We start from the raw sequence: 16,510 nt of genomic DNA, 5'->3' as shown, positions 1-16,510 counted from the left end.
CGGTCACGAGCGCACCAGGCCGACGCCGTCGCTCCGTCGCTCCGGCTCGGCGGACAGCACCGCCCGGTAGGCGGGTAGGCGGGCCAGCATCTCCGAGTGGGTGCCGACGGCGACGATCCGGCCGTCGTCGAGCAACGCCACCCGGTCCGCCAGCGCCACTGTCGAGGGGCGGTGCGCCACCAGCAGGGTTGTGGTGGCGGTTTCCCGCAGCACCCGGCGCAGGGCCGCCTCGACGAGCGCCTCGGTGTGCACGTCCAGCGCGGAGAGCGGGTCGTCGAGCACCAGCACCGCGGGCCGGCCGAGCACCGCACGCGCCAGCGCGAGGCGCTGGCGCTGCCCGCCGGACAGCGACAGCCCCTGCTCACCGACCCGGGTGGCCAGCCCCCACGGCAGCTCGTAAGCGAACTCCGCCTGGGCCAGCGTCAGCGCGGCCCGGACCTCGTCCTCGCCCGCGTCCGGACGGCCCAGGGTCAGGTTCTCCCAGACCGACATGGAGAACAGCGTCGGCTCCTCGAACGCCACGGCGACCAACCGGCGCAACGAGTCCAGCCGCAGGTCACGCACGTCGTGGCCGTCGAGGGTGATCCGGCCACCGGTCACCTCGTGCAGCCGGGGGACGAGCGACAGCAGCGTGCTCTTGCCGCAGCCGGTGGCGCCGACGAGCGCCATCGTCTCGCCCGGCTCGACGGTCAGGTCCAGTTCGCGCAGCACCGGCGCAGAGGTGCCGGGGTAGCGGAAGCCCACTCCCTCGAAGCGGAGCCGGCCGCGTACCTCGCCCCGGTCGAGCGGCCGGGCGTGCGGCGAATCCACAATGGTCGGCGGCGTGTCCAGAACCTCCTGGATCCGGTCGGCGGCGGTCGCGGCCTCCTGGGCGTTGGCGATGATCCAGCCCAGCGACTGCACCGGCCAGATCAGCATGAGCTGGAGGCTGACGAACGCGACCAGCTCACCGATGGACAGCACGCCCTCGGCGACCGCCGCGGCGCCGGCCACCAGGACCGCGCCGAGCGTCAGGTTGGGTACCAGGTCGAACAGCGCGGAGGTACGGGCCAGCAGCCGCGCCTTGCCGATCCCGGTGTCGTGCAGCCGGCGCGCGCCGACGGCGAACCGGGCCGCCAGTTCCGGCCCGCGCCCGTACGCCCGCATGGTGCGCAACCCCAGCGCCGTCTCCTCGACCAGCGTGGCGACGTCGCCCTGCTGGTCCTGCATGCGGCGCGACGCCGCGTGGTAGTGGCGCGCGAAGCGGCGGCTGATCAGGAACAGCGGTACGGCGCTCGCCGCGACCAGCAGCCCCAGCCACTGGTGCAGCCGGATCAGCAGCGCCACCACCGCCGCGTAGGTGATCAGGTTGAGCACCAGGAACAACAACCCGAAGGAGAGGAACCGCCGGATCACCGAGAGGTCGCTGGTGATCCGGGACAGCAACTGGCCGGACTGCCAGCGGTCGTGGAAGCCGGCCGGAAGCCGCTGCAGGTGGGCGTAGATGTCGGCGCGGATGGCGGCCTCCATGCCCACCGAGGACGACGACTGCGTCCAGCGGCGGATGAAGATGAGGACGGCCTCCGCCACGCCGAGCAGCAGCGCCAGGGCGCCGAGCCGGAGCAGCCCGGCCTCGTCGTGCCGGGCCACCGGCCCGTCGACCACCCGCTGCACCACGAGCGGAACGGCCAGGCTCGCCGCGGTGGCGGCCAGCGCCGCGACCAGCAGCCAGGCGAACTCCATCGCGTACGGGCGCAGGTAGGGCCGCAGCCGCCATAGGTTGCGCAGCGGCTGGGACCGGGCGTCGGTATGCGCCGCGGGGTTGCCGTCGCTGGACGCGGGCACTACCCGACGGTAGCGGCCGGGGGTGACAGTCCGGCTGTCAGCTAGCCGTCACCCGTCCCTCATGCCCGAGAAGCCACTTCTTCACGTCCAGCCCCCAGCGGTAGCCGCCGAGCGAACCGTCGGTGCGCAGCACCCGGTGGCAGGGCACGAACAGCGCGGCGGCGTTGCGCGCGCAGGCCGCCGCGGCGGCCCGGATCGCAGCCGGTCGCCCGGCCAGTGCGGCGAACCCGGTGTAGGTGACCGGGTCGCCGGGCTTCACGTCGCGCAGCACCTGCCATGCGTGCGTCAGGAACGCCCCGCCGGTGTGCTGCTCGACCGCGACCGCGTCGATCGCGGTGAGGTCACCGTCCAGGTAGGCCCGAACGGCGGCGGTCACCGGACCGAGGTCGGCCCGTTCGCGCAGCTCGCCGCGCAGGCTCGGGTGGATCAACGGCATCAGGGCCGCAGGGTCGGCGGTGAACCCCGCCGCGCGTACCGCCCCGGCCGGGCCGGCGAGCACGCTCAACGGGCCGGCGGGGGTGTCGATGACGGTGCTGTCCACAGTGCTCATGCTGCTCTCCAGAGTCGGATGGTCGCGTACGACCGCCAGGGGCGCCAGCGGTCGGCGTACGCGGACAGGGTCTTCGGGTCGTCGGACAGGCCGAGCGCTGCTGCGCCGCGGCGCACGCCCAGGTCGGTGGTGAGCGCGACATCGGGGTCGCCGAGTGCGCGCATGGCCAGGTAGCCGGTGGTCCACGGGCCGACGCCGGGCACCGCGGCCAGGAGCCGGACCGCCTCCTCCCGGTCGCCTCCGGGTTCCAGGTCCAGCTCGCCGTCGGCGACCGCGCGGGCGAGCGCCCGGATCGTCTCCCGGCGAGCGGCCGGCATCCGGAAGGCCGTATCCGGCGCCGCGAGCACCTCCGCCGGACCGGGGAACGCCACCAGGCCGTCCGCCGGGTCGTCGGCGCCCGCCCCGCCGGTGGACCGGGTGGCGGCGAGCAGGCGGGTGAGCGTGGTCCGCGCCGAGGTCAGCGAGACCTGCTGGGTGGTGACGGCGCGAACGGCCAGCTCGAAACCGTCGACCGCGTGCGGCAGCCGCACGCCGGGCTCGGCCGCGACGGCCGGGGCCAGCGCCGGGTCGGCGGCGAGGGTGGCGTCCACCGCGACGGGGTCGGCGTCCAGGTCGAGCAGGCGGCGGCAGCGGGCCACCGCGGGGGCCAGGTCACGCATGTCGGCCAGCCGCAGCGTCGCGGCCACGTGGCCGTCAGCCGGGGCCAGCGCCACCGTGGCGGGACCGTGCGGCAGGCGCAGCCCTCGGTGGTAGGTGCCGTCGCGGACCACTTCGACGCCGGGTAGCGCGCGCAGCGCGAGGAAGTCCAGCAGCGCGCCCGCGTGCAGCGGGGGCCGGTATGCCAGCCGCAGCGAGAGCGTGCCCGCCCCGGTGGTCGCCGCCGGGCCACGCCGGCCGGCCCGCAGCTCGGACGGGGTGCCGCCGTAGACGTCGCGGACCGTGTCGTTGAACTGCCGGACGCTGCCGAACCCGGCGGCGAAGGCCACCTCGGCCAGGCCGAGGCCGGTGGTCTCGATCAGGATCCGGGCGGTCTGCGCGCGCTGGGCCCGGGCCAGCGCCAGCGGGCCGGCGCCCAGCTCGGCCCGGAGCATCCGGTGCAGGTGCCGCTCGGTGTAGCCCAGCCGGGTGGCCAGGCCGGGCACCCCGTCCCGGTCCACCACGCCGTCGGCGATCAGCCGCATGGCGCGGCCGACCAGGTCGGCCCGGACGTCCCACTGGGGCGAGCCGGGTGCCGCGTCCGGCCGGCACCGGCGGCACGCCCGCAGCCCGGCGCCCTGCGCGGCGGCGGCGGACGGGAAGAACCGGACGTTCTGCCGCTTGGGCGTCATCGCCGGACAGGACGGCCGGCAGTAGATCCCGGTCGACGTCACGCCGGTGTAGAACCAGCCGTCGAACCGCGGGTCGCGGCTGTCGACTGCTCGGTAGCACCGCTCGAAGTCCAGCTCCATGCCACGATCCTGCCTCGCAGCTCCCGGGCTCGGCTGGCGGGATTCAGACATGACGTGCGGCAGTCGCGCCAGCTCGGGGAAGTGGCGGCATCCCGCTTCCCGGGACACCGCCACTCCGGCGAGGTGGCGTGGATCATGGCCGACGGACCCGAGAAAGTGTCGTAAGTGGTCGGTAGCGTCCCGCCACCAACTCAAGAAGAGGTGCGGGGCATGGCGAGCGTGGCCGGGCGGGGTGTCCGCTGATGCGATCGGGGCGAGCACCGTTGGACGCCGCGGTGGTGGAGGGCTTCTACGAGCGGATGCGGGTGGTGGCGCCGGCCGCCTACGGCGCGATCGAGCGCGACCGGGCCGGTGACCCCGGTCGCCCCTTCGCGGACACCGCCTGCGGGCGGCTGGCCGGCTCCCTCGACCCGGACGGGCTGCGCGCGCTCGGCATGTGGGCGCATCACTGGTGCATGCGCTTTTACGACGACGACACCCGGGTCGGCCTGCGGCTGGTCCGCGAGATCGCCGCCCGTTCCGGCCTGGGCTGGACCGCCGACGAGGTGCGGTGGCTGCTCGACCGGTCGTACGCGGCCGGGCCCGCCGCCGCGCACCGGTTCACGCTGCCGCTCGCGGCCGCGGCGCAGCTACCGGCCGGTGTGCTGCCCGAGGGCGTCGCCGCCGACGCGTGGCCGGACGACTGGCGTCGGCTACGGGCCGGCTGACCGCGCAGCCACCAGGCCGCCCTCCCGCTGCCCTGCCGGGTGCCGGCGAGCGTCGTCGGCAGGCTGCGCACGCCGCCTGCCGACGTGCCGGCGAGCGCCGCCGCCGGGCTGTCCGCGTCGCCGGCCGGCTGCGGGCGCGGCGACCGGTCCGGCATCTGGGCGAGCACCATCGCCGCCACTGCCACCGCGAAACCGGTGAGCTGGACCGGGTCCAGCGCCTCGCCGAGCACCACCCAGCCGAGCGCCGCCGCGGTGAGCGGGCTCAACGCGCCGAGCACCGACACGCGGGACACCGGCAGTCGTGCCGCGCCACGGAACCACAGCACGTACGCCAGGGCGGTGCCGGCCAGCCCGAGCCACGCGTACCCGAGAAGGGCCGGCCCGTCGGGCGCGGGCGGCGCGCCCTCGACGGCGGCGGCGACCGGCACGATCATCAGGCCGCCGGCGACGAGCTGCCAGCTCGTCGCGGCGAGGACGCCCACTCCGGGCGGCCGGCCCCAGCGGCGGGTGAGCACCAGCCCGGCGGCCATCGCCACGGCGCCGGCCAGTCCGGCGGTGACGCCGAGCGGGTCGAGGCCGGCGCCCGGACGCAGCACCACGAGGGCGACGCCGAGCGGGGCGGCCACGGCGGCGACCAGCGCCGGCCGGGTGGGGCGGTCGCGAAGCAGCGCGACTGTCAGCACCGCCACCAGCAGCGGCTGCGTGGCACCGAGGACGGCGGCGGTGCCGCCGGGCAGCCGGTACGCGGCGAGGAACAGCAGCGGGAAGAACACCCCGATGTTCAGCGCGCCGAGCACTGCGGTTCGCCCCCACCAGAGGCCGTGTGGTCGTCGGCGGGTCAGTGCGAGCAGTAGCAGGCCGGCCGGGAGGGCGCGGATCGCCCCGGCCCAGAGCGGCCGGTCCGGGGGAAGGAGTTCGGCGGTGACCAGGTAGGTGGTGCCCCAGGTGACGGGTGCGGCGGCGGTGAGCGCGACGTCGGTCCAGCGGCGGTCCATGGCATCCTCTTCTTGGCCCTAAGTATCTTAGCGCTAAGCTAATCAGCCTCGAGCGAAAAGCGGAAGTGGGACGTGCGGCACAATCAGCAGCCGTGACAGGCGACGAGGTGGACGCGATCGTCGAGCAGTGGCGGCGGGAACGGCCCGGCATGCGACCGGAGCCGATGGCCGTGTTCGGCCGCATCTACCGGCTGGCCCGGCTGGTCGGCGACGGCCAGGAGAAGGTGTACGCGGGCTGGGGCATCGGCCGGGGCGAGTTCGACGTGCTGGCAGCGCTGCGGCGCTCCGGCTCGCCGTACACGCTGGCGCCGAAGGCGCTCGCCGCCTCGCTGATGCTCACCTCCGGCGGCATGACCGGGCGGCTCGACCGGCTCGAACGGGCGGGCCTGGTGCGGCGCTCACCGGACCCGGCCGACCGGCGGGCGCTGCGTGTGACGCTCACCGACACCGGCCGCCGGGTGGTGGAGGAATCGGCCGAGGCCGGGCTCGCGGTGCAGCGGCGGATCCTCGACGCGCTGCCGCCCGCCGACCAGGACCGGCTGGCCGATCTGCTGCGCGCGTTGCTCGCGGCGGCCGAGGCAGGGCCTGCGGATCCGGCACAATGATCGGCACCGCCACCGCCCGGAAGGACAACCGTGCCCGCCACCGAACCGACGATCGTCGCCACCAGCATGGGTTTCGCCAGCCGTCGCCGTGGCCCCTGGGACGCCCGGCCCACTGCCCTGTTCGACCTGATGGCCGAGCTGGCCGGGGCCGGTGACGCGCCCCGCGTCTGCTACCTCGGCCAGGCCACCGGCGACCAGCCGACCGGGTTCACCGTCTTCTACGGCGCCTTCGCCGGCACCCGGTTCCGCGCCTCCCACCTGGCGCTCTACCCGATGCCCAACGTCGAGGACATCCGCGCGCACCTGCTCGCGCAGGACATCATCTGGGTCGGCGGCGGCAGCGTGGCGAACCTCTGCGCGGTCTGGCGGGTGCACGGCCTGCCGGAGATCCTGCACGAGTGCTGGCAGGCCGGAGTGGTGCTCGGCGGGGTCTCCGCCGGCTCGATCTGCTGGCACACCGGCGGCGCCACCGACAGCTACGGCCCGACGCTGCGGCCGTTCACCGAAGGGCTGGGCTGGCTCCCGTACGGCAACGGCGTGCACTACGACAGCGAGGAGCAGCGCCGCCCGCTGATGCACCGGCTGGTCGCCGACGGCACGCTGCCGGCGAGCCACTGCACCGACGACGGCGTGGGGCTGATCTACCGGGGCACCCGGCTGGCCGAGGCGGTGGCCGACCGGCCCGGCGTGGCCGCGTACGAGCTGGTCCGCGCCGAGGACGGCACCGCCCGGGAGACCCGGATCGAACCGCGCCTGCTGTCCGCCGCGCCGCAGTGACCGGCTTCGCGCACCTGCCTGCCCGGCGGTGGCGGCGAGGCGCGTAAGCTGGTTCGTCGTGAGTCTCACCATCGGCATCGTCGGCCTGCCCAACGTTGGCAAGAGCACCCTGTTCAACGCGCTGACCAAGAACGACGTGCTCGCCGCGAACTACCCGTTCGCCACCATCGAGCCGAACGTCGGCGTGGTCGGGCTCCCCGACGATCGGCTGGCCAAGCTGGCCGAGATCTTCTCCTCGCAGAAGGTGCTGCCGGCGCCCGTCTCGTTCGTCGACATCGCCGGCCTGGTCCGGGGCGCGTCCAAGGGGCAGGGCCGGGGCAACGCGTTCCTCGCCAACATCCGCGACGCCTCGGCGATCTGCCAGGTGGTGCGCGCCTTCTCCGACCCGAACGTGGTGCACGTCGACGGCAAGGTCTCCCCGGCCGACGACATCGAGACGATCAACACCGAGCTGATCCTGGCCGACATCCAGACGCTGGAGAAGGCGCTGCCCCGGCTGGAGAAGGAGGCCAAGCTCCGCAAGGACCGGGCCGCCGCCGTCGAGGCAGCCAAGAAGGCGGTCGAGGTCCTCGACAACGGCGTCACGCTGTACGCGGGTGCCGCCGCCGCGAAGGTCGAGCTGGAGCACCTGCGTGAGCTGCACCTGCTCACCACCAAGCCGTTCATCTACGTCTTCAACGTCGACGAGGCCGAGCTGGGCAACGCGGAGTTCCTCGACGAGCTGCGCGGCCTGGTCGCGCCCGCCGAGGCGGTCTTCATGGACGCCAAGATCGAGTCCGAGCTGGTGGACCTGCCCGAGGATGAGGCCCGCGAGCTGCTGGAGTCGATCGGGCAGTCCGAGCCGGGCCTGGACCAGCTGGTCCGGGTGGGCTTCCGGACGCTCGGGCTCCAGACGTACCTGACGGCCGGCCCCAAGGAGGCGCGGGCCTGGACCGTCCCGGTCGGCGCGACCGCGCCGGAGGCCGCCGGGGTGATCCACAGCGACTTCCAGCGCGGCTTCATCAAGGCCGAGGTGGTCTCCTACGCCGACCTGGTCGAGGCCGGATCGATGGCGGCGGCCAAGGCCGCCGGCAAGGTCCGGATCGAGGGCAAGGAGTACGTCATGCAGGACGGCGACGTGGTGGAGTTCCGCTTCAACGTCTGACGGCGGAAGCGCGGCCCTGACTCACCGGGGCCGCTTGTCCTCGACGTGTACGACGTCGAGCTCGTGGCCGTCCTGGTCTCGCTTGCGGCGTCCGTACAGACCGACAGCGAGGTCGCTGCTGTCGGAGATCTCGTCGGGTCCCACGTAGGTCAGCACGTCGTTGTGGTGGCCGTAGACCACCCATCCGGGACCGGGATCGAGGGTGACGGTGCCGAAATCTCCAGCGGGTGAGCCGGCGTGGACGGGCCCGTACTCGCGCAGGATGTCGACGGCCTGAGCGGCGAGGTCAACGCCGGGTCCGGGGTCTGGTAGCACGACGCAGGTGCCGTGGGCGAACACCACCCAGGACTTGCTGTCCCCTCGGATGATGCGACGCCAGGTTCCGGCCAGGTCCTGCTCCGACATGAGGATGATCATCCCCGAGTTGGTCGACCGGCGCTACCCGCGAAGCGAGCCCGAGACAGCGGACCGGCTCTCGGTGTGGCCTGCCGATGGTTTCCCGGCGCCGTGCTGGTCTGTACGTCGAGCACCGACCCACGGGAGGCTGGCACGATGCGCAAACTGACCTTCGCCATGAGCCTGAGCCTGGACGGCTACGTCGCCGCGCCCGGTGACGACCTCGGCTGGAGTGCGCCGAGCGACGAGTTGTTCCAATTCTGGTCCGACCGGGTGGGGGCGACCGGCACGGCGCTGTACGGCCGGCGACTGTGGGAGGCGATGAGTTCCCACTGGCCGACCGCCGACCAGCAGCCGGGCGTCACACCGGCGCATGCCGAGTTCGCCCGCCGCTGGCGGGACATGCCGAAGGTGGTGTTCTCCTCGACGACCAGGCCGGTCGACTGGAACACCCGCCTGGTCACCGGCGACGCGGTCACCGAGATCACCCGGCTCAAGGCCGAGGAGGGTCGCGCCATGGACATCGGCGGCGCCACCCTCGCCGCGGCGGCCATGCGGGCCGGGTTGATCGACGAGTACGTGCTCGTCACCCATCCGGCCCTGGTGGGTGGCGGTAAGCCGTTCTTCACGGCCCTGGACAACTGGGTGAACCTGGCCCTGCGGGAGACCCGGACGTTCCCGGGCGGCGTGCTCCTCACCAGGTACGAGACCAGGCGCTGACTGCCCCCTCCACACGGAGCCCCGGCGTCACTCCTGCGCGTCGAGGTCGCGCAGTGCGAACCGGAGGTGCTCCCACTCCTCGTCGAGGATCACGTGGAGGCAGTGCAGGACCGGTGCCTCGTGTTCGGGTGACCAGGGTGTCGGCCGGGGCTCGGCGAGCAACTCCGGCGTGACGGCGGTGAGGAAGTCCCGGACCATGGCCTGCCGCCCGGCACGCAGTTCGAGCACCTCGTCGAGACTCGGCCGCGTTGTGGTGAAGACGGACATGTCGAACCCGTCCGTCTCGTACTCGGCGTGCGGCTGTCCGAGCGGATGGAAGGGCTGCGGCAGTCGCAGGATCGCCCTGCCGAGCCACGCGTCGGTGGCGAACGCGAGATGGCGCAGGGTCTGCGCGAACGACCACTCGCCGTCGACCGAGACGTCGGCGGCTCCGTCGGGCATGGACCGGACCCGGTCGACCGCGGCCGCCCAGGCCCGTTCGAGCGCCGCCCACGCCGCGCGCAGGCCATCGGGATCCTCGGCATGCCTCAGCTCGCGCCCGGGGAACCGCCGGTTGAGTTCGGCCTCGACGAGCGGCACGACGTCGACACCGTTGACCAGCAGCGCGCCGTCGGTGAGCCACGGCGCATCGACGTCGAGCCCGCGCACGTCGACGCCGCGCATCACCGCCCCGGCCAGCGTCGACCTGGTGAAGCGCGCGCCTTGCAGGTCCCTGTCCACGAACGTCGTGAGGTCGCTCTGGGCCACGGCGCACCCCTCTCGTCGGCGATCGCGGCAATGCTAGCGAGCGGGTCCGACAACGACTGCCGATGCGACCGGGCGAAGTTGTCGGCCGCCGGAACATAAGTGTGGCGGCCGCCAGCCCGCATCGCGCGGACCGGCGACCGCCACCCGTGCCTGTCGTCAGGCGTTCGCCCGGCGGATGGCCGCCATCCCCCCGAGCGCGGCCACCGCGGCGATCAGGGCGGGCCACCCCACCAGCAGGCTGATCTGGTGCTGGCTGCTCAGCCACTGCCAGATGTCACCGAACCATCCCTGCCAGGTGATCAACGCGACGAGCAGACCGGTCACCAGGATCAGGGCCGCGCCGGCCCCGAGTAGGCCGTTCATGCCGAACCGGACGTACCAGACGGCGACGAAGATGGAGAGGAAGTTCAGGAACAGGAACGGCACCGCGTAGACGGCGATCTGCAGCAGCCCGTTGTCGACGTCGATGTACGGGATCCGGAAGAACCGCAGCTCGATCCCGAAGCCGCCGGTGGCGCCCTCGATCAGGTTGAGCAGGTAGAGCAGGACGCCGTAGGCGACCGCCTGCACCACGTTGACGAGCACCGTGGCGAGGTAGAAGGTGCGCCGGGTGACGCCCATGCCGAGCGCGAACGGGAACACCTGGCTGATCGAGGCGGCGGCGACGATCGAGCAGACGATGTAGAGGCTGGCCAGACCACCTGTGGTGTTCTTGCCCGGCGCGGCCTCGTCGATCGAGGCGAAGATCAGCAGGTTGACGCCGAGCGAGAGGGCCATGATGCCCCACGGCCAGGCGAGCTGGCCGACCCAGGCGATGGTGTGCATCCGGGCGACGTCGAGGATACGAGTCATCGCGCGTTCGTCCTTTCCGTCGTCAGGCGCACCACGGCCTGCTGGAGTGACACCGGTGCCAGGTCGATGCCGAGCTTCTTGGCGCGCGTCCGTTCGGCGTCGTCGAAGGACCCGCGCAGCGACGCGCGGACCGCGCCGCCGAGTTGCTCGCGGTGCAGCACCCGGTACCCGGCGGCGAACTCGTCCACCGCGGCGGCCGGGCCGGACGCCTCCATCACCTCGCCGCGCAGCTCGTCGCTGGGTGCGTCGAGCAGCAGCTTGCCGCGGTCGAGCAGGAGTACGTGCTCGATCAGGTCGGCCACCTCGTCGATGAGGTGTGTGGAGAGCACGACGGTGCGCGGGTTCTCGGCGTAGTCGGCGAGCAGCCGGTCGTAGAAGAGCTGCCGGGCGACCGCGTCGAGACCGAGGTACGGCTCGTCGAAGAAGGTCAGCGGCGCGCGTGCGGCCAGGCCGATCGTCACGCCCAGCGCGGACAGCATGCCGCGGGACAGCTTGCGCACGTTGCGCTTGCGCGGCAGGTCGAAGTCGTCCAGGAGGGACTGCGCGAAGTCCTCGTCCCAGTTCGGGAACAGGCGCCTCGCCAGGCTCATGACGTGCCGGACCTGATAGGCCGTCGGGTACGTCTGGCTCTCCTTGATGAAGACCACCCGCGACAGTGCCCGCTCGTTCTCGTACGGCCGCTCGCCGAAGAGCGTGAGGTCCCCGCTGATGCCGCCGTTCTGGCCGGTGATCAGCTGCATCAGCGTCGTCTTGCCGGCGCCGTTGCGGCCGAGGAGGCCGTAGATCTTGTTACCTGTCAAGGTGAAGGTGACGTCGTCGAGAGCGGTCACCTCACCGAACCGTTTCGTGAGGCCGGCTGCCGCCACGACGCTCATCGCTGTTCCTCCCCTGTCTCGATGAGCTTCTTCAGCTCCTCGGTGCCGATGCCCAACTTGCGTGCCTCCTCGATGAGGGGCCGCACGTACTGGTCGGAGAACTCGCGCCGGCGGCGTTCCCGGAGTGTTTCGACGGCCCCCGTTGCCACGAACATTCCGATCCCCCTGCGCTTGTAGAGAATCCCGTCATCGACCAGGCGGTTGATCCCCTTGGCTGCGGTCGCCGGGTTGATCCGGTGAAACGCCGCCAGCTCGTTCGTCGACGGCACCTGGGTCTCCTCCGCGAACGTCCCGTCGATGATCGAGTTCTCGATCAGCTCTGCGATCTGGACGAAGATCGGCCGGCCGTCATCCATCTCGGTTCTTTGGTTCATTACTCATGTAACTAACCATCGCACCGCTGGGCGTGGACGTCAAGTCCTCTCGGGGCACACGCGTACGCCCGCGGCTCGCTAGGGTTCGCGCCGTGACACTGAGGATCGACGAGAGCACGCGCCAGGTACGGGAGTTCGTCTGCGGCTGTTGCGACACTGCCGCGGAGCGGACCTGGGCGGACATCCGCGCCGATGACGCGACGGCGGCCGTCTACTTCGCGAGCTGCTACCACCACGACGGCGTGCACGAGGTCTGGATCGACGCGATCCTGGGCAGCTGGGGCCGCGACGACTTCGACGACCACGTCACCTTCGGCTGCCGGGTCGGACCGGTGGCCGGCTCGCCGGAACCGGCCGCGACGCTCGTCAACGGTGGTGAGGTCGCGGGGGACAGCCCGATCTTCGGCCGCAAGCTCGGCCGCGAGGAGGGCCTGGCCCATCCCCGGCTCCCCGAGTTCTGGCAGATGGTCGACCTGGTCCTCGAGGGGGACGCCCTGGTGCGCCGTCACCTGATCGGCGCCTGACCGACCCGGTGATCAAGGGGTCAGATCTCGGGGCTGCGGCGTTCGATCAGGGTCACGTCGCGCCAGGTGCCGTGGTGGCGGCCCACCCGCTCGCGGGTGCCGACGACGCGGAAGCCGCACGTCGCGTGCAGCGCGAGACTCGCGGTGTTCTCCGGGAACACACCGGACTGGATGGTCCAGATCCCGGCCGCCTCGGTCGAGGCGATCAGCGCCTCCAGCAGGGCCCGCCCGACCCCGCGCCCCCGCCCCCGCGGGTGCACGTAGACGGAGTGCTCCACCACGCCGGCGTAGACGCAGCGGTCGGAGACGGCCGAGCAGGCCACCCAGCCGAGCACGTCGCCGGCCTCGTCGAGCGCCACCCAGCGGTGGCCGGGCAGCCGGGTGGCGGTGAAGCGCGCCCAGTCCGGCGGCGCGGTCTCGAACGTGGCGTTCCCCTCGTCGATGCCGAGGCGGTAGATGTCCAGCACGGCCTCGGCGTGCGAGTCGTCCATGGCGGCGACGGTGACTGTCATCGGCTCTCCTGTCCGGACCCGGCGGTCGTCAGCGTAGTCGCGCGACCGAGGGGCCGGGACGGGACGCCCGGCCCCTCGGTGTGAGCGCTACCGCCGCCGGTAGACGGAGATGTGCGCGCGGCTGTCCGCGTCGAACGGCGTCCGGTCCCAGTCGGCGTACCGCTCGGCGAGCCGCAGCCCGGCCCGCTCCGCCAGTTCGTCGATCTGCTCCGGCCAGGCGTACCGCATGGCGAACGGCTTGAGGTGCACGCCGGCGGCGTCGAACGTGACGGTCTGGCGCACGAACGTCTGCGCCGCCCGGTCGTACCGGTGCATGCGGATGGTGGCCGAGTCCTCGGTCACCTCCCGCACCTGGACCTGCTCGTCCCGGTCGAAGTCCGCCGGGTCGGGCACGAAGGTCTCGATGACGAACGCCCCGCCGGGCGCGAGCACCCGGGCGACGTTGCGGAAGCACGCCGCCTGGCGCTCCTCGGAGACCAGGTTGAACAGCGTGTTGAACACCAGGAAGACCAGACGGTACGGCCCGGCGACCGGGACGTCCGCCATGTCGCCGACGGTGACCGGCATGTCGGCGCCGCCCGGCTTGGCGCGCAGGTGCGCGACCATCTCCGGGGACGCCTCGACGCCCTCCACGGCCAGGCCGCGGGCGGCCAGCGGCAGGGCCACCCGGCCGGTGCCGACCGCCAGTTCGAGCACCGGGCCGCCCTCGGCAAGCGGCGCGAGGAAGTCGACAGCCGGGGCCGGGTCGGGATTGCCGGGGCCGTCGTAGGTGGCGGCCCAGAGCCGGCCGAACAGGCCGAGATCGTCGAAGACGGACATCACGCGCCCTCCCGCCGGGCGGAAGGTACGCGACGCGGCGCGAGGTCAGTGACCTGCGCCGAAATGGGGTACGACAAGACGAAGCCTCGTTTCGGATGAGGTGACGACGGGTCGGCTGGGCTTCGCAGCGTTCGGCATGGCGGTGCTCCCTCCGGTCGGCTTCGAGGGGTTCAGCAGACCAGCGGCCGTGCTCGGGGACAACCGGATTACGCCCGCAGCGCGTCGTCCACGCCGGTCTCCCGGCGGCCGAGGTGCACCGGGTCCCGCCCGGTGAGCACGTCCACGGCGGCCTTCATGCACGCCCCGTACTCCCGGGTGGAGCTGATCCGCCACTGGTCGGCGTACCGGCGGGCGGTGTCGTCGCCGACGCCGACGGCCTCGATGCCGGCGTCGCGGCACAGCGCCACCGCGCGCGGCAGGTGGAACGACTGGGTGACCACTGTGGCTCGCCGGACCCCGAAGACGCGGTGCGCGCGGACGCACGAGTCGTACGTGTCGAAGCCGGCGTGGTCCAGCACCGTCTTCTCCGCCGGGACGCCCCGCTCGACGAGCCAGCGCCGCATCGCGTCCGGCTCGTCGTAGTCCCAGTCCATGTGGTCGCCGGAGAGCAGGAGCACCTTGACCTTGCCGCTCGCGTACAACTGGCGGGCGATCTCCAGCCGGCCGGCGAGGAACGGCGCCGGCGTGCCGTCCGGCTCCACCTTGGTGCCCAGCACCAGGGCCACCGGCGTCTCGGGCACGTCCGCGGCGGCGAACACGCGGCCCTCGGCGGCGTCGCGGACCCAGGTCACGCTGGCGAGCGTGGCGGCGCCCAGCAGCACCACGGCGGCCGTGGCGAGCACCAGGAGGCGGCGGAGCAGGCGTACGGCCCGCCGATGGTCACCCCGCCAGGCCCGCCACCGCGCCGTCAGCCCTCGCATGGCGGCGATTGTGCCAGGCGGGTCAGGAGATGTGGTGCAGGATCACGTTGTGCACGTGGTGGCTCTTCTGCGCGCCCCGGAACTCGACCTCGTAGGTGTGCGTGCCGACGTGCACAGCGATCGAACCGGTGGAGAAGAACGAGCCACCCCAGGACTTGTTGCTCACCACGCTCACGCTGGTGATCTTCGAGTACGGGATGCTGGTGATCGCGTACCGCTTGCCGACGAAGGAGCGGTCCTGGATGATCACGCGCCGGTCGGTCAGGCCGATGAAGCCGGTGCCGGTGCCCACCGCGTCGTAGACGGCGATGATCTGCTCACCGGGCAGCAACCCGCTCTCGATCTGCTGGAACTGTTCCTTGCGGTCGTACGTGGGGCCAGACATGCAACCGAGGGTAGGCGGGGCGTGCCAGCTCTCACGCGCCCGCACAGTTGCGGCCCCGTCCACCGGGACGGGGCCGCAAGCGTGTACAGGGGTCAGTGGTCGACGCGCGGGTCGTGGTCGCGGCTGCGGCTGCCGGCCTTGGCCAGGCCCCGGCTGACCAGGTAACCGATGGTCAGCAGGGTGATGTACCACCACGCCTTGTCGGCGGCGAAGTAGTCGGCGCCGTTGTCCGCCGCGCCGTCGCCGACGGCGTTCGAGGCGATCAGGACACCGATCACGGCGAGCACGTAGACCGCCAGCTCGGTGGTCTTCCACGCCGGCTTGGTCTCCTCGCCGTGCCGGCGCGTGTGCCGTACGTCGCGGTCGACGTGGCCGGTGTGCCCGTGGTCGGTGGATCGGTCGGTGGCCGCGGTGGGCGTCGCCATGGTCAGCTCCTAAGAGGTCCTAACTTAATGATGTTGGGCGTAACCGGCCGGATGTGAGGGTCGTTTCGTCTGGACGTGAGGAGGGGTGAGCAGCCGCCGTGGATCGTCTCGGATGAGTTGTGGGCCGAGATCGCACCGCTGCTGCCACCCCGCCCACCACGCCGCCGCCGGTACCCGGGGCGCAAGCCGCTGGATGACCGCAAGGTGCTGTGCGGGATCTTGTTCGTGCTCTACACCGCGATCCCGTGGGAGTACCTGCCCCAGGAGTTGGGGTTCGGCTCCGGGATGACCTGCTGGCGCAGGTTGCGGGACTGGAACCAGGCGGGGGTGTGGCAACGGCTGCACGAGGTGCTGCTGGCCCGGCTGCGGGGCGCGGGCCAGTTGGACATGTCGAGGGCGGTGATCGACGGCTCCCACATCCGGGCGCTCAAGGGCGGCCCAAAACTGGTCCGAGCCCGGTCGACCGCCGCAAGCCTGGCTCGAAACACCACGTCATCACCGACGCCGGCGGCATCCCTCTCGCGGTCACGCTGACCGGCGGCAACCGCCACGACTCCACCCAGACCACCGCCCTGCTCGACGCCATCCCCCCGATCGGCGGACGCCCCGGCCCGCCACGGCGGCGCCCCGACCGGCTGTATGCCGATCGGGGCTACGACTACGACAGCCACCGCCAACAGATCCGGGCCCGCGGCGTCACCCCCGTCATCGCCCGACGCGGCACACCCCACGGCTCTGGCCTCGGCACCCGACGCTGGGTCGTCGAACGCACCATCGCCTGGCTGCACTGGTTCCGCCGCCTGCGCATCCGCTGGGAAATCCGCGACGACATCCACCAAGCCTTCCTCAGCCTCGCCTGCGCCCTCATCTGCTGGCGCCAACTCCAACGCACCCAAAGTTAGGAGTTCTAA

At 72.4% G+C, this 16,510-nt stretch carries 20 protein-coding genes and 1 pseudogene; 7 read left to right on the top strand and 14 right to left on the bottom strand.

Annotation, left to right across the window (positions count from 1 at the left end; all coding sequences use genetic code 11):
* Positions 1–3 precede the first annotated feature (3 nt).
* The 3 genes from GA0070562_RS23580 to GA0070562_RS23570 are packed head-to-tail and all read right to left on the bottom strand — an operon-like array spanning position 4 to position 3,822.
* The gene (locus GA0070562_RS23580; protein WP_091426113.1) at positions 4–1,824 is read right to left on the bottom strand and encodes an ABC transporter ATP-binding protein; all 1,821 of its coding nucleotides are present in this window, start codon (positions 1,822–1,824) and stop codon (positions 4–6) included.
* A gap of 37 nt (positions 1,825–1,861) precedes the next feature.
* Positions 1,862–2,374 carry a methylated-DNA--[protein]-cysteine S-methyltransferase gene (locus GA0070562_RS23575; protein ID WP_091426111.1) on the bottom strand — a complete coding sequence of 171 codons (513 nt, stop codon included), beginning with the start codon at positions 2,372–2,374 and terminating at the stop codon, positions 1,862–1,864.
* Positions 2,371–3,822 (bottom strand): AlkA N-terminal domain-containing protein, encoded by a 1,452-nt coding sequence (locus GA0070562_RS23570; protein ID WP_091426108.1) that lies wholly within the window; start codon positions 3,820–3,822, stop codon positions 2,371–2,373. Before GA0070562_RS23570 ends, GA0070562_RS23575 begins: the two co-directional genes overlap by 4 nt.
* A gap of 242 nt (positions 3,823–4,064) precedes the next feature.
* Between GA0070562_RS23570 and GA0070562_RS30795 the strand changes: the two genes are divergently transcribed.
* Positions 4,065–4,529, top strand: coding sequence for a hypothetical protein (locus GA0070562_RS30795; RefSeq protein WP_225853285.1), 465 nt, complete (start codon positions 4,065–4,067; stop codon positions 4,527–4,529).
* 221 nt (positions 4,530–4,750) lie between these two features.
* On the opposite strand, the pseudogene GA0070562_RS30790 reads toward GA0070562_RS30795, so the two are convergent.
* Positions 4,751–5,524 (bottom strand): annotated as a pseudogene (locus GA0070562_RS30790) (EamA family transporter); the annotation flags it as partial.
* A gap of 92 nt (positions 5,525–5,616) precedes the next feature.
* Here GA0070562_RS30790 and GA0070562_RS23560 point away from each other — a divergent pair.
* Genes GA0070562_RS23560 through ychF form a run of 3 tightly spaced genes read left to right on the top strand, consistent with a single transcriptional unit; the run spans position 5,617 to position 8,050 of the window.
* Complete coding sequence (locus GA0070562_RS23560) at positions 5,617–6,129, top strand: MarR family winged helix-turn-helix transcriptional regulator (protein ID WP_013475216.1); 513 nt, start codon at positions 5,617–5,619, stop codon at positions 6,127–6,129.
* Between the two features lie 30 nt (positions 6,130–6,159).
* The gene (locus GA0070562_RS23555; RefSeq protein ID WP_091426103.1) at positions 6,160–6,906 is read left to right on the top strand and encodes a Type 1 glutamine amidotransferase-like domain-containing protein; all 747 of its coding nucleotides are present in this window, start codon (positions 6,160–6,162) and stop codon (positions 6,904–6,906) included.
* A gap of 58 nt (positions 6,907–6,964) precedes the next feature.
* Positions 6,965–8,050, top strand: a complete 1,086-nt coding sequence (ychF, locus tag GA0070562_RS23550) for a redox-regulated ATPase YchF (protein WP_091426101.1) — start codon at positions 6,965–6,967, stop codon at positions 8,048–8,050.
* 21 nt (positions 8,051–8,071) lie between these two features.
* On the opposite strand, the gene GA0070562_RS23545 is transcribed toward ychF, so the two are convergent.
* A complete protein-coding gene (locus GA0070562_RS23545) occupies positions 8,072–8,455 on the bottom strand; it encodes a hypothetical protein (RefSeq protein WP_091426724.1) in 384 nt (127 codons plus the stop codon).
* 147 nt (positions 8,456–8,602) lie between these two features.
* On the opposite strand from GA0070562_RS23545, the gene GA0070562_RS23540 reads away from it, so the two are divergent.
* Complete coding sequence (locus GA0070562_RS23540; protein WP_091426721.1) at positions 8,603–9,166, top strand: dihydrofolate reductase family protein; 564 nt, start codon at positions 8,603–8,605, stop codon at positions 9,164–9,166.
* A 27-nt stretch (positions 9,167–9,193) separates the two neighbouring features.
* Here the strand turns inward: GA0070562_RS23540 and GA0070562_RS23535 are convergent, their stop codons facing one another.
* The 4 genes from GA0070562_RS23535 to GA0070562_RS23520 form a co-directional block, all read right to left on the bottom strand.
* The gene (locus GA0070562_RS23535; protein WP_217493442.1) at positions 9,194–9,913 is read right to left on the bottom strand and encodes a DinB family protein; all 720 of its coding nucleotides are present in this window, start codon (positions 9,911–9,913) and stop codon (positions 9,194–9,196) included.
* Between the two features lie 156 nt (positions 9,914–10,069).
* On the bottom strand, positions 10,070–10,765 hold the full coding sequence (locus GA0070562_RS23530; RefSeq protein ID WP_091426098.1) for an ABC transporter permease: 696 nt from the start codon (positions 10,763–10,765) through the stop codon (positions 10,070–10,072).
* Entirely contained in the window at positions 10,762–11,640 is an 879-nt protein-coding gene (locus tag GA0070562_RS23525) for an ATP-binding cassette domain-containing protein (RefSeq protein WP_091426096.1), read from the bottom strand. The genes GA0070562_RS23530 and GA0070562_RS23525 overlap by 4 nt, the downstream gene beginning before the upstream one ends.
* The gene (locus tag GA0070562_RS23520; RefSeq protein WP_091426094.1) at positions 11,637–11,996 is read right to left on the bottom strand and encodes a GntR family transcriptional regulator; all 360 of its coding nucleotides are present in this window, start codon (positions 11,994–11,996) and stop codon (positions 11,637–11,639) included. The genes GA0070562_RS23525 and GA0070562_RS23520 overlap by 4 nt, the downstream gene beginning before the upstream one ends.
* Positions 11,997–12,106: 110 nt before the next feature.
* On the opposite strand from GA0070562_RS23520, the gene GA0070562_RS23515 reads away from it, so the two are divergent.
* Positions 12,107–12,538, top strand: coding sequence for a hypothetical protein (locus tag GA0070562_RS23515; protein WP_091426091.1), 432 nt, complete (start codon positions 12,107–12,109; stop codon positions 12,536–12,538).
* Positions 12,539–12,558: 20 nt separating this feature from the next.
* Here GA0070562_RS23515 and GA0070562_RS23510 read toward each other — a convergent pair whose 3' ends face one another.
* From GA0070562_RS23510 to GA0070562_RS23490, 5 genes are all read right to left on the bottom strand, one after another.
* Positions 12,559–13,050 (bottom strand): GNAT family N-acetyltransferase, encoded by a 492-nt coding sequence (locus GA0070562_RS23510; protein ID WP_091426087.1) that lies wholly within the window; start codon positions 13,048–13,050, stop codon positions 12,559–12,561.
* A gap of 87 nt (positions 13,051–13,137) precedes the next feature.
* Positions 13,138–13,869, bottom strand: coding sequence for a class I SAM-dependent methyltransferase (locus GA0070562_RS23505; RefSeq protein ID WP_091426084.1), 732 nt, complete (start codon positions 13,867–13,869; stop codon positions 13,138–13,140).
* Between the two features lie 206 nt (positions 13,870–14,075).
* On the bottom strand, positions 14,076–14,789 hold the full coding sequence (locus GA0070562_RS23500) for a SanA/YdcF family protein (protein WP_091426082.1): 714 nt from the start codon (positions 14,787–14,789) through the stop codon (positions 14,076–14,078).
* A 22-nt stretch (positions 14,790–14,811) separates the two neighbouring features.
* Entirely contained in the window at positions 14,812–15,174 is a 363-nt protein-coding gene (locus GA0070562_RS23495) for a PH domain-containing protein (RefSeq protein WP_091426081.1), read from the bottom strand.
* Between the two features lie 92 nt (positions 15,175–15,266).
* Positions 15,267–15,599, bottom strand: a complete 333-nt coding sequence (locus GA0070562_RS23490) for a hypothetical protein (protein ID WP_091426079.1) — start codon at positions 15,597–15,599, stop codon at positions 15,267–15,269.
* Positions 15,600–15,701: 102 nt separating this feature from the next.
* Here GA0070562_RS23490 and GA0070562_RS23485 point away from each other — a divergent pair.
* Positions 15,702–16,501, top strand: a protein-coding gene (locus tag GA0070562_RS23485; RefSeq protein ID WP_210893946.1) for an IS5 family transposase whose coding sequence is annotated in 2 segments (ribosomal slippage) — positions 15,702–16,038 and positions 16,038–16,501 — 801 coding nt in all. Because the reading frame shifts where the segments join, the coding sequence is not laid out codon by codon here.
* The last annotated feature ends 9 nt before the right edge of the window (positions 16,502–16,510 follow it).

This window comes from Micromonospora tulbaghiae, assembly GCF_900091605.1.
GTDB lineage: Bacteria > Actinomycetota > Actinomycetes > Mycobacteriales > Micromonosporaceae > Micromonospora > Micromonospora tulbaghiae.
Note: the sequence above shows the minus strand (reverse complement) of the source record. Positions and strands in the feature narration are given on the sequence as shown.

Bases quoted from the DNA above. Each gene is read 5' to 3' on its own strand.
- GA0070562_RS23575 (WP_091426111.1), bottom strand. From the start codon at position 2,374: ATGAGCACTGTGGACAGCACCGTCATCGACACCCCCGCCGGCCCGTTG.
- GA0070562_RS23570 (WP_091426108.1), bottom strand. From the start codon at position 3,822: ATGGAGCTGGACTTCGAGCGGTGCTACCGAGCAGTCGACAGCCGCGAC.
- GA0070562_RS30795 (WP_225853285.1), top strand. From the start codon at position 4,065: ATGCGATCGGGGCGAGCACCGTTGGACGCCGCGGTGGTGGAGGGCTTC.
- GA0070562_RS23545 (WP_091426724.1), bottom strand. From the start codon at position 8,455: ATGTCGGAGCAGGACCTGGCCGGAACCTGGCGTCGCATCATCCGAGGG.
- GA0070562_RS23540 (WP_091426721.1), top strand. From the start codon at position 8,603: ATGCGCAAACTGACCTTCGCCATGAGCCTGAGCCTGGACGGCTACGTC.
- GA0070562_RS23530 (WP_091426098.1), bottom strand. From the start codon at position 10,765: ATGACTCGTATCCTCGACGTCGCCCGGATGCACACCATCGCCTGGGTC.
- GA0070562_RS23525 (WP_091426096.1), bottom strand. From the start codon at position 11,640: ATGAGCGTCGTGGCGGCAGCCGGCCTCACGAAACGGTTCGGTGAGGTG.
- GA0070562_RS23520 (WP_091426094.1), bottom strand. From the start codon at position 11,996: ATGGATGACGGCCGGCCGATCTTCGTCCAGATCGCAGAGCTGATCGAG.
- GA0070562_RS23510 (WP_091426087.1), bottom strand. From the start codon at position 13,050: ATGACAGTCACCGTCGCCGCCATGGACGACTCGCACGCCGAGGCCGTG.
- GA0070562_RS23505 (WP_091426084.1), bottom strand. From the start codon at position 13,869: ATGTCCGTCTTCGACGATCTCGGCCTGTTCGGCCGGCTCTGGGCCGCC.
- GA0070562_RS23500 (WP_091426082.1), bottom strand. From the start codon at position 14,789: ATGCGAGGGCTGACGGCGCGGTGGCGGGCCTGGCGGGGTGACCATCGG.
- GA0070562_RS23495 (WP_091426081.1), bottom strand. From the start codon at position 15,174: ATGTCTGGCCCCACGTACGACCGCAAGGAACAGTTCCAGCAGATCGAG.
- GA0070562_RS23490 (WP_091426079.1), bottom strand. From the start codon at position 15,599: ATGGCGACGCCCACCGCGGCCACCGACCGATCCACCGACCACGGGCAC.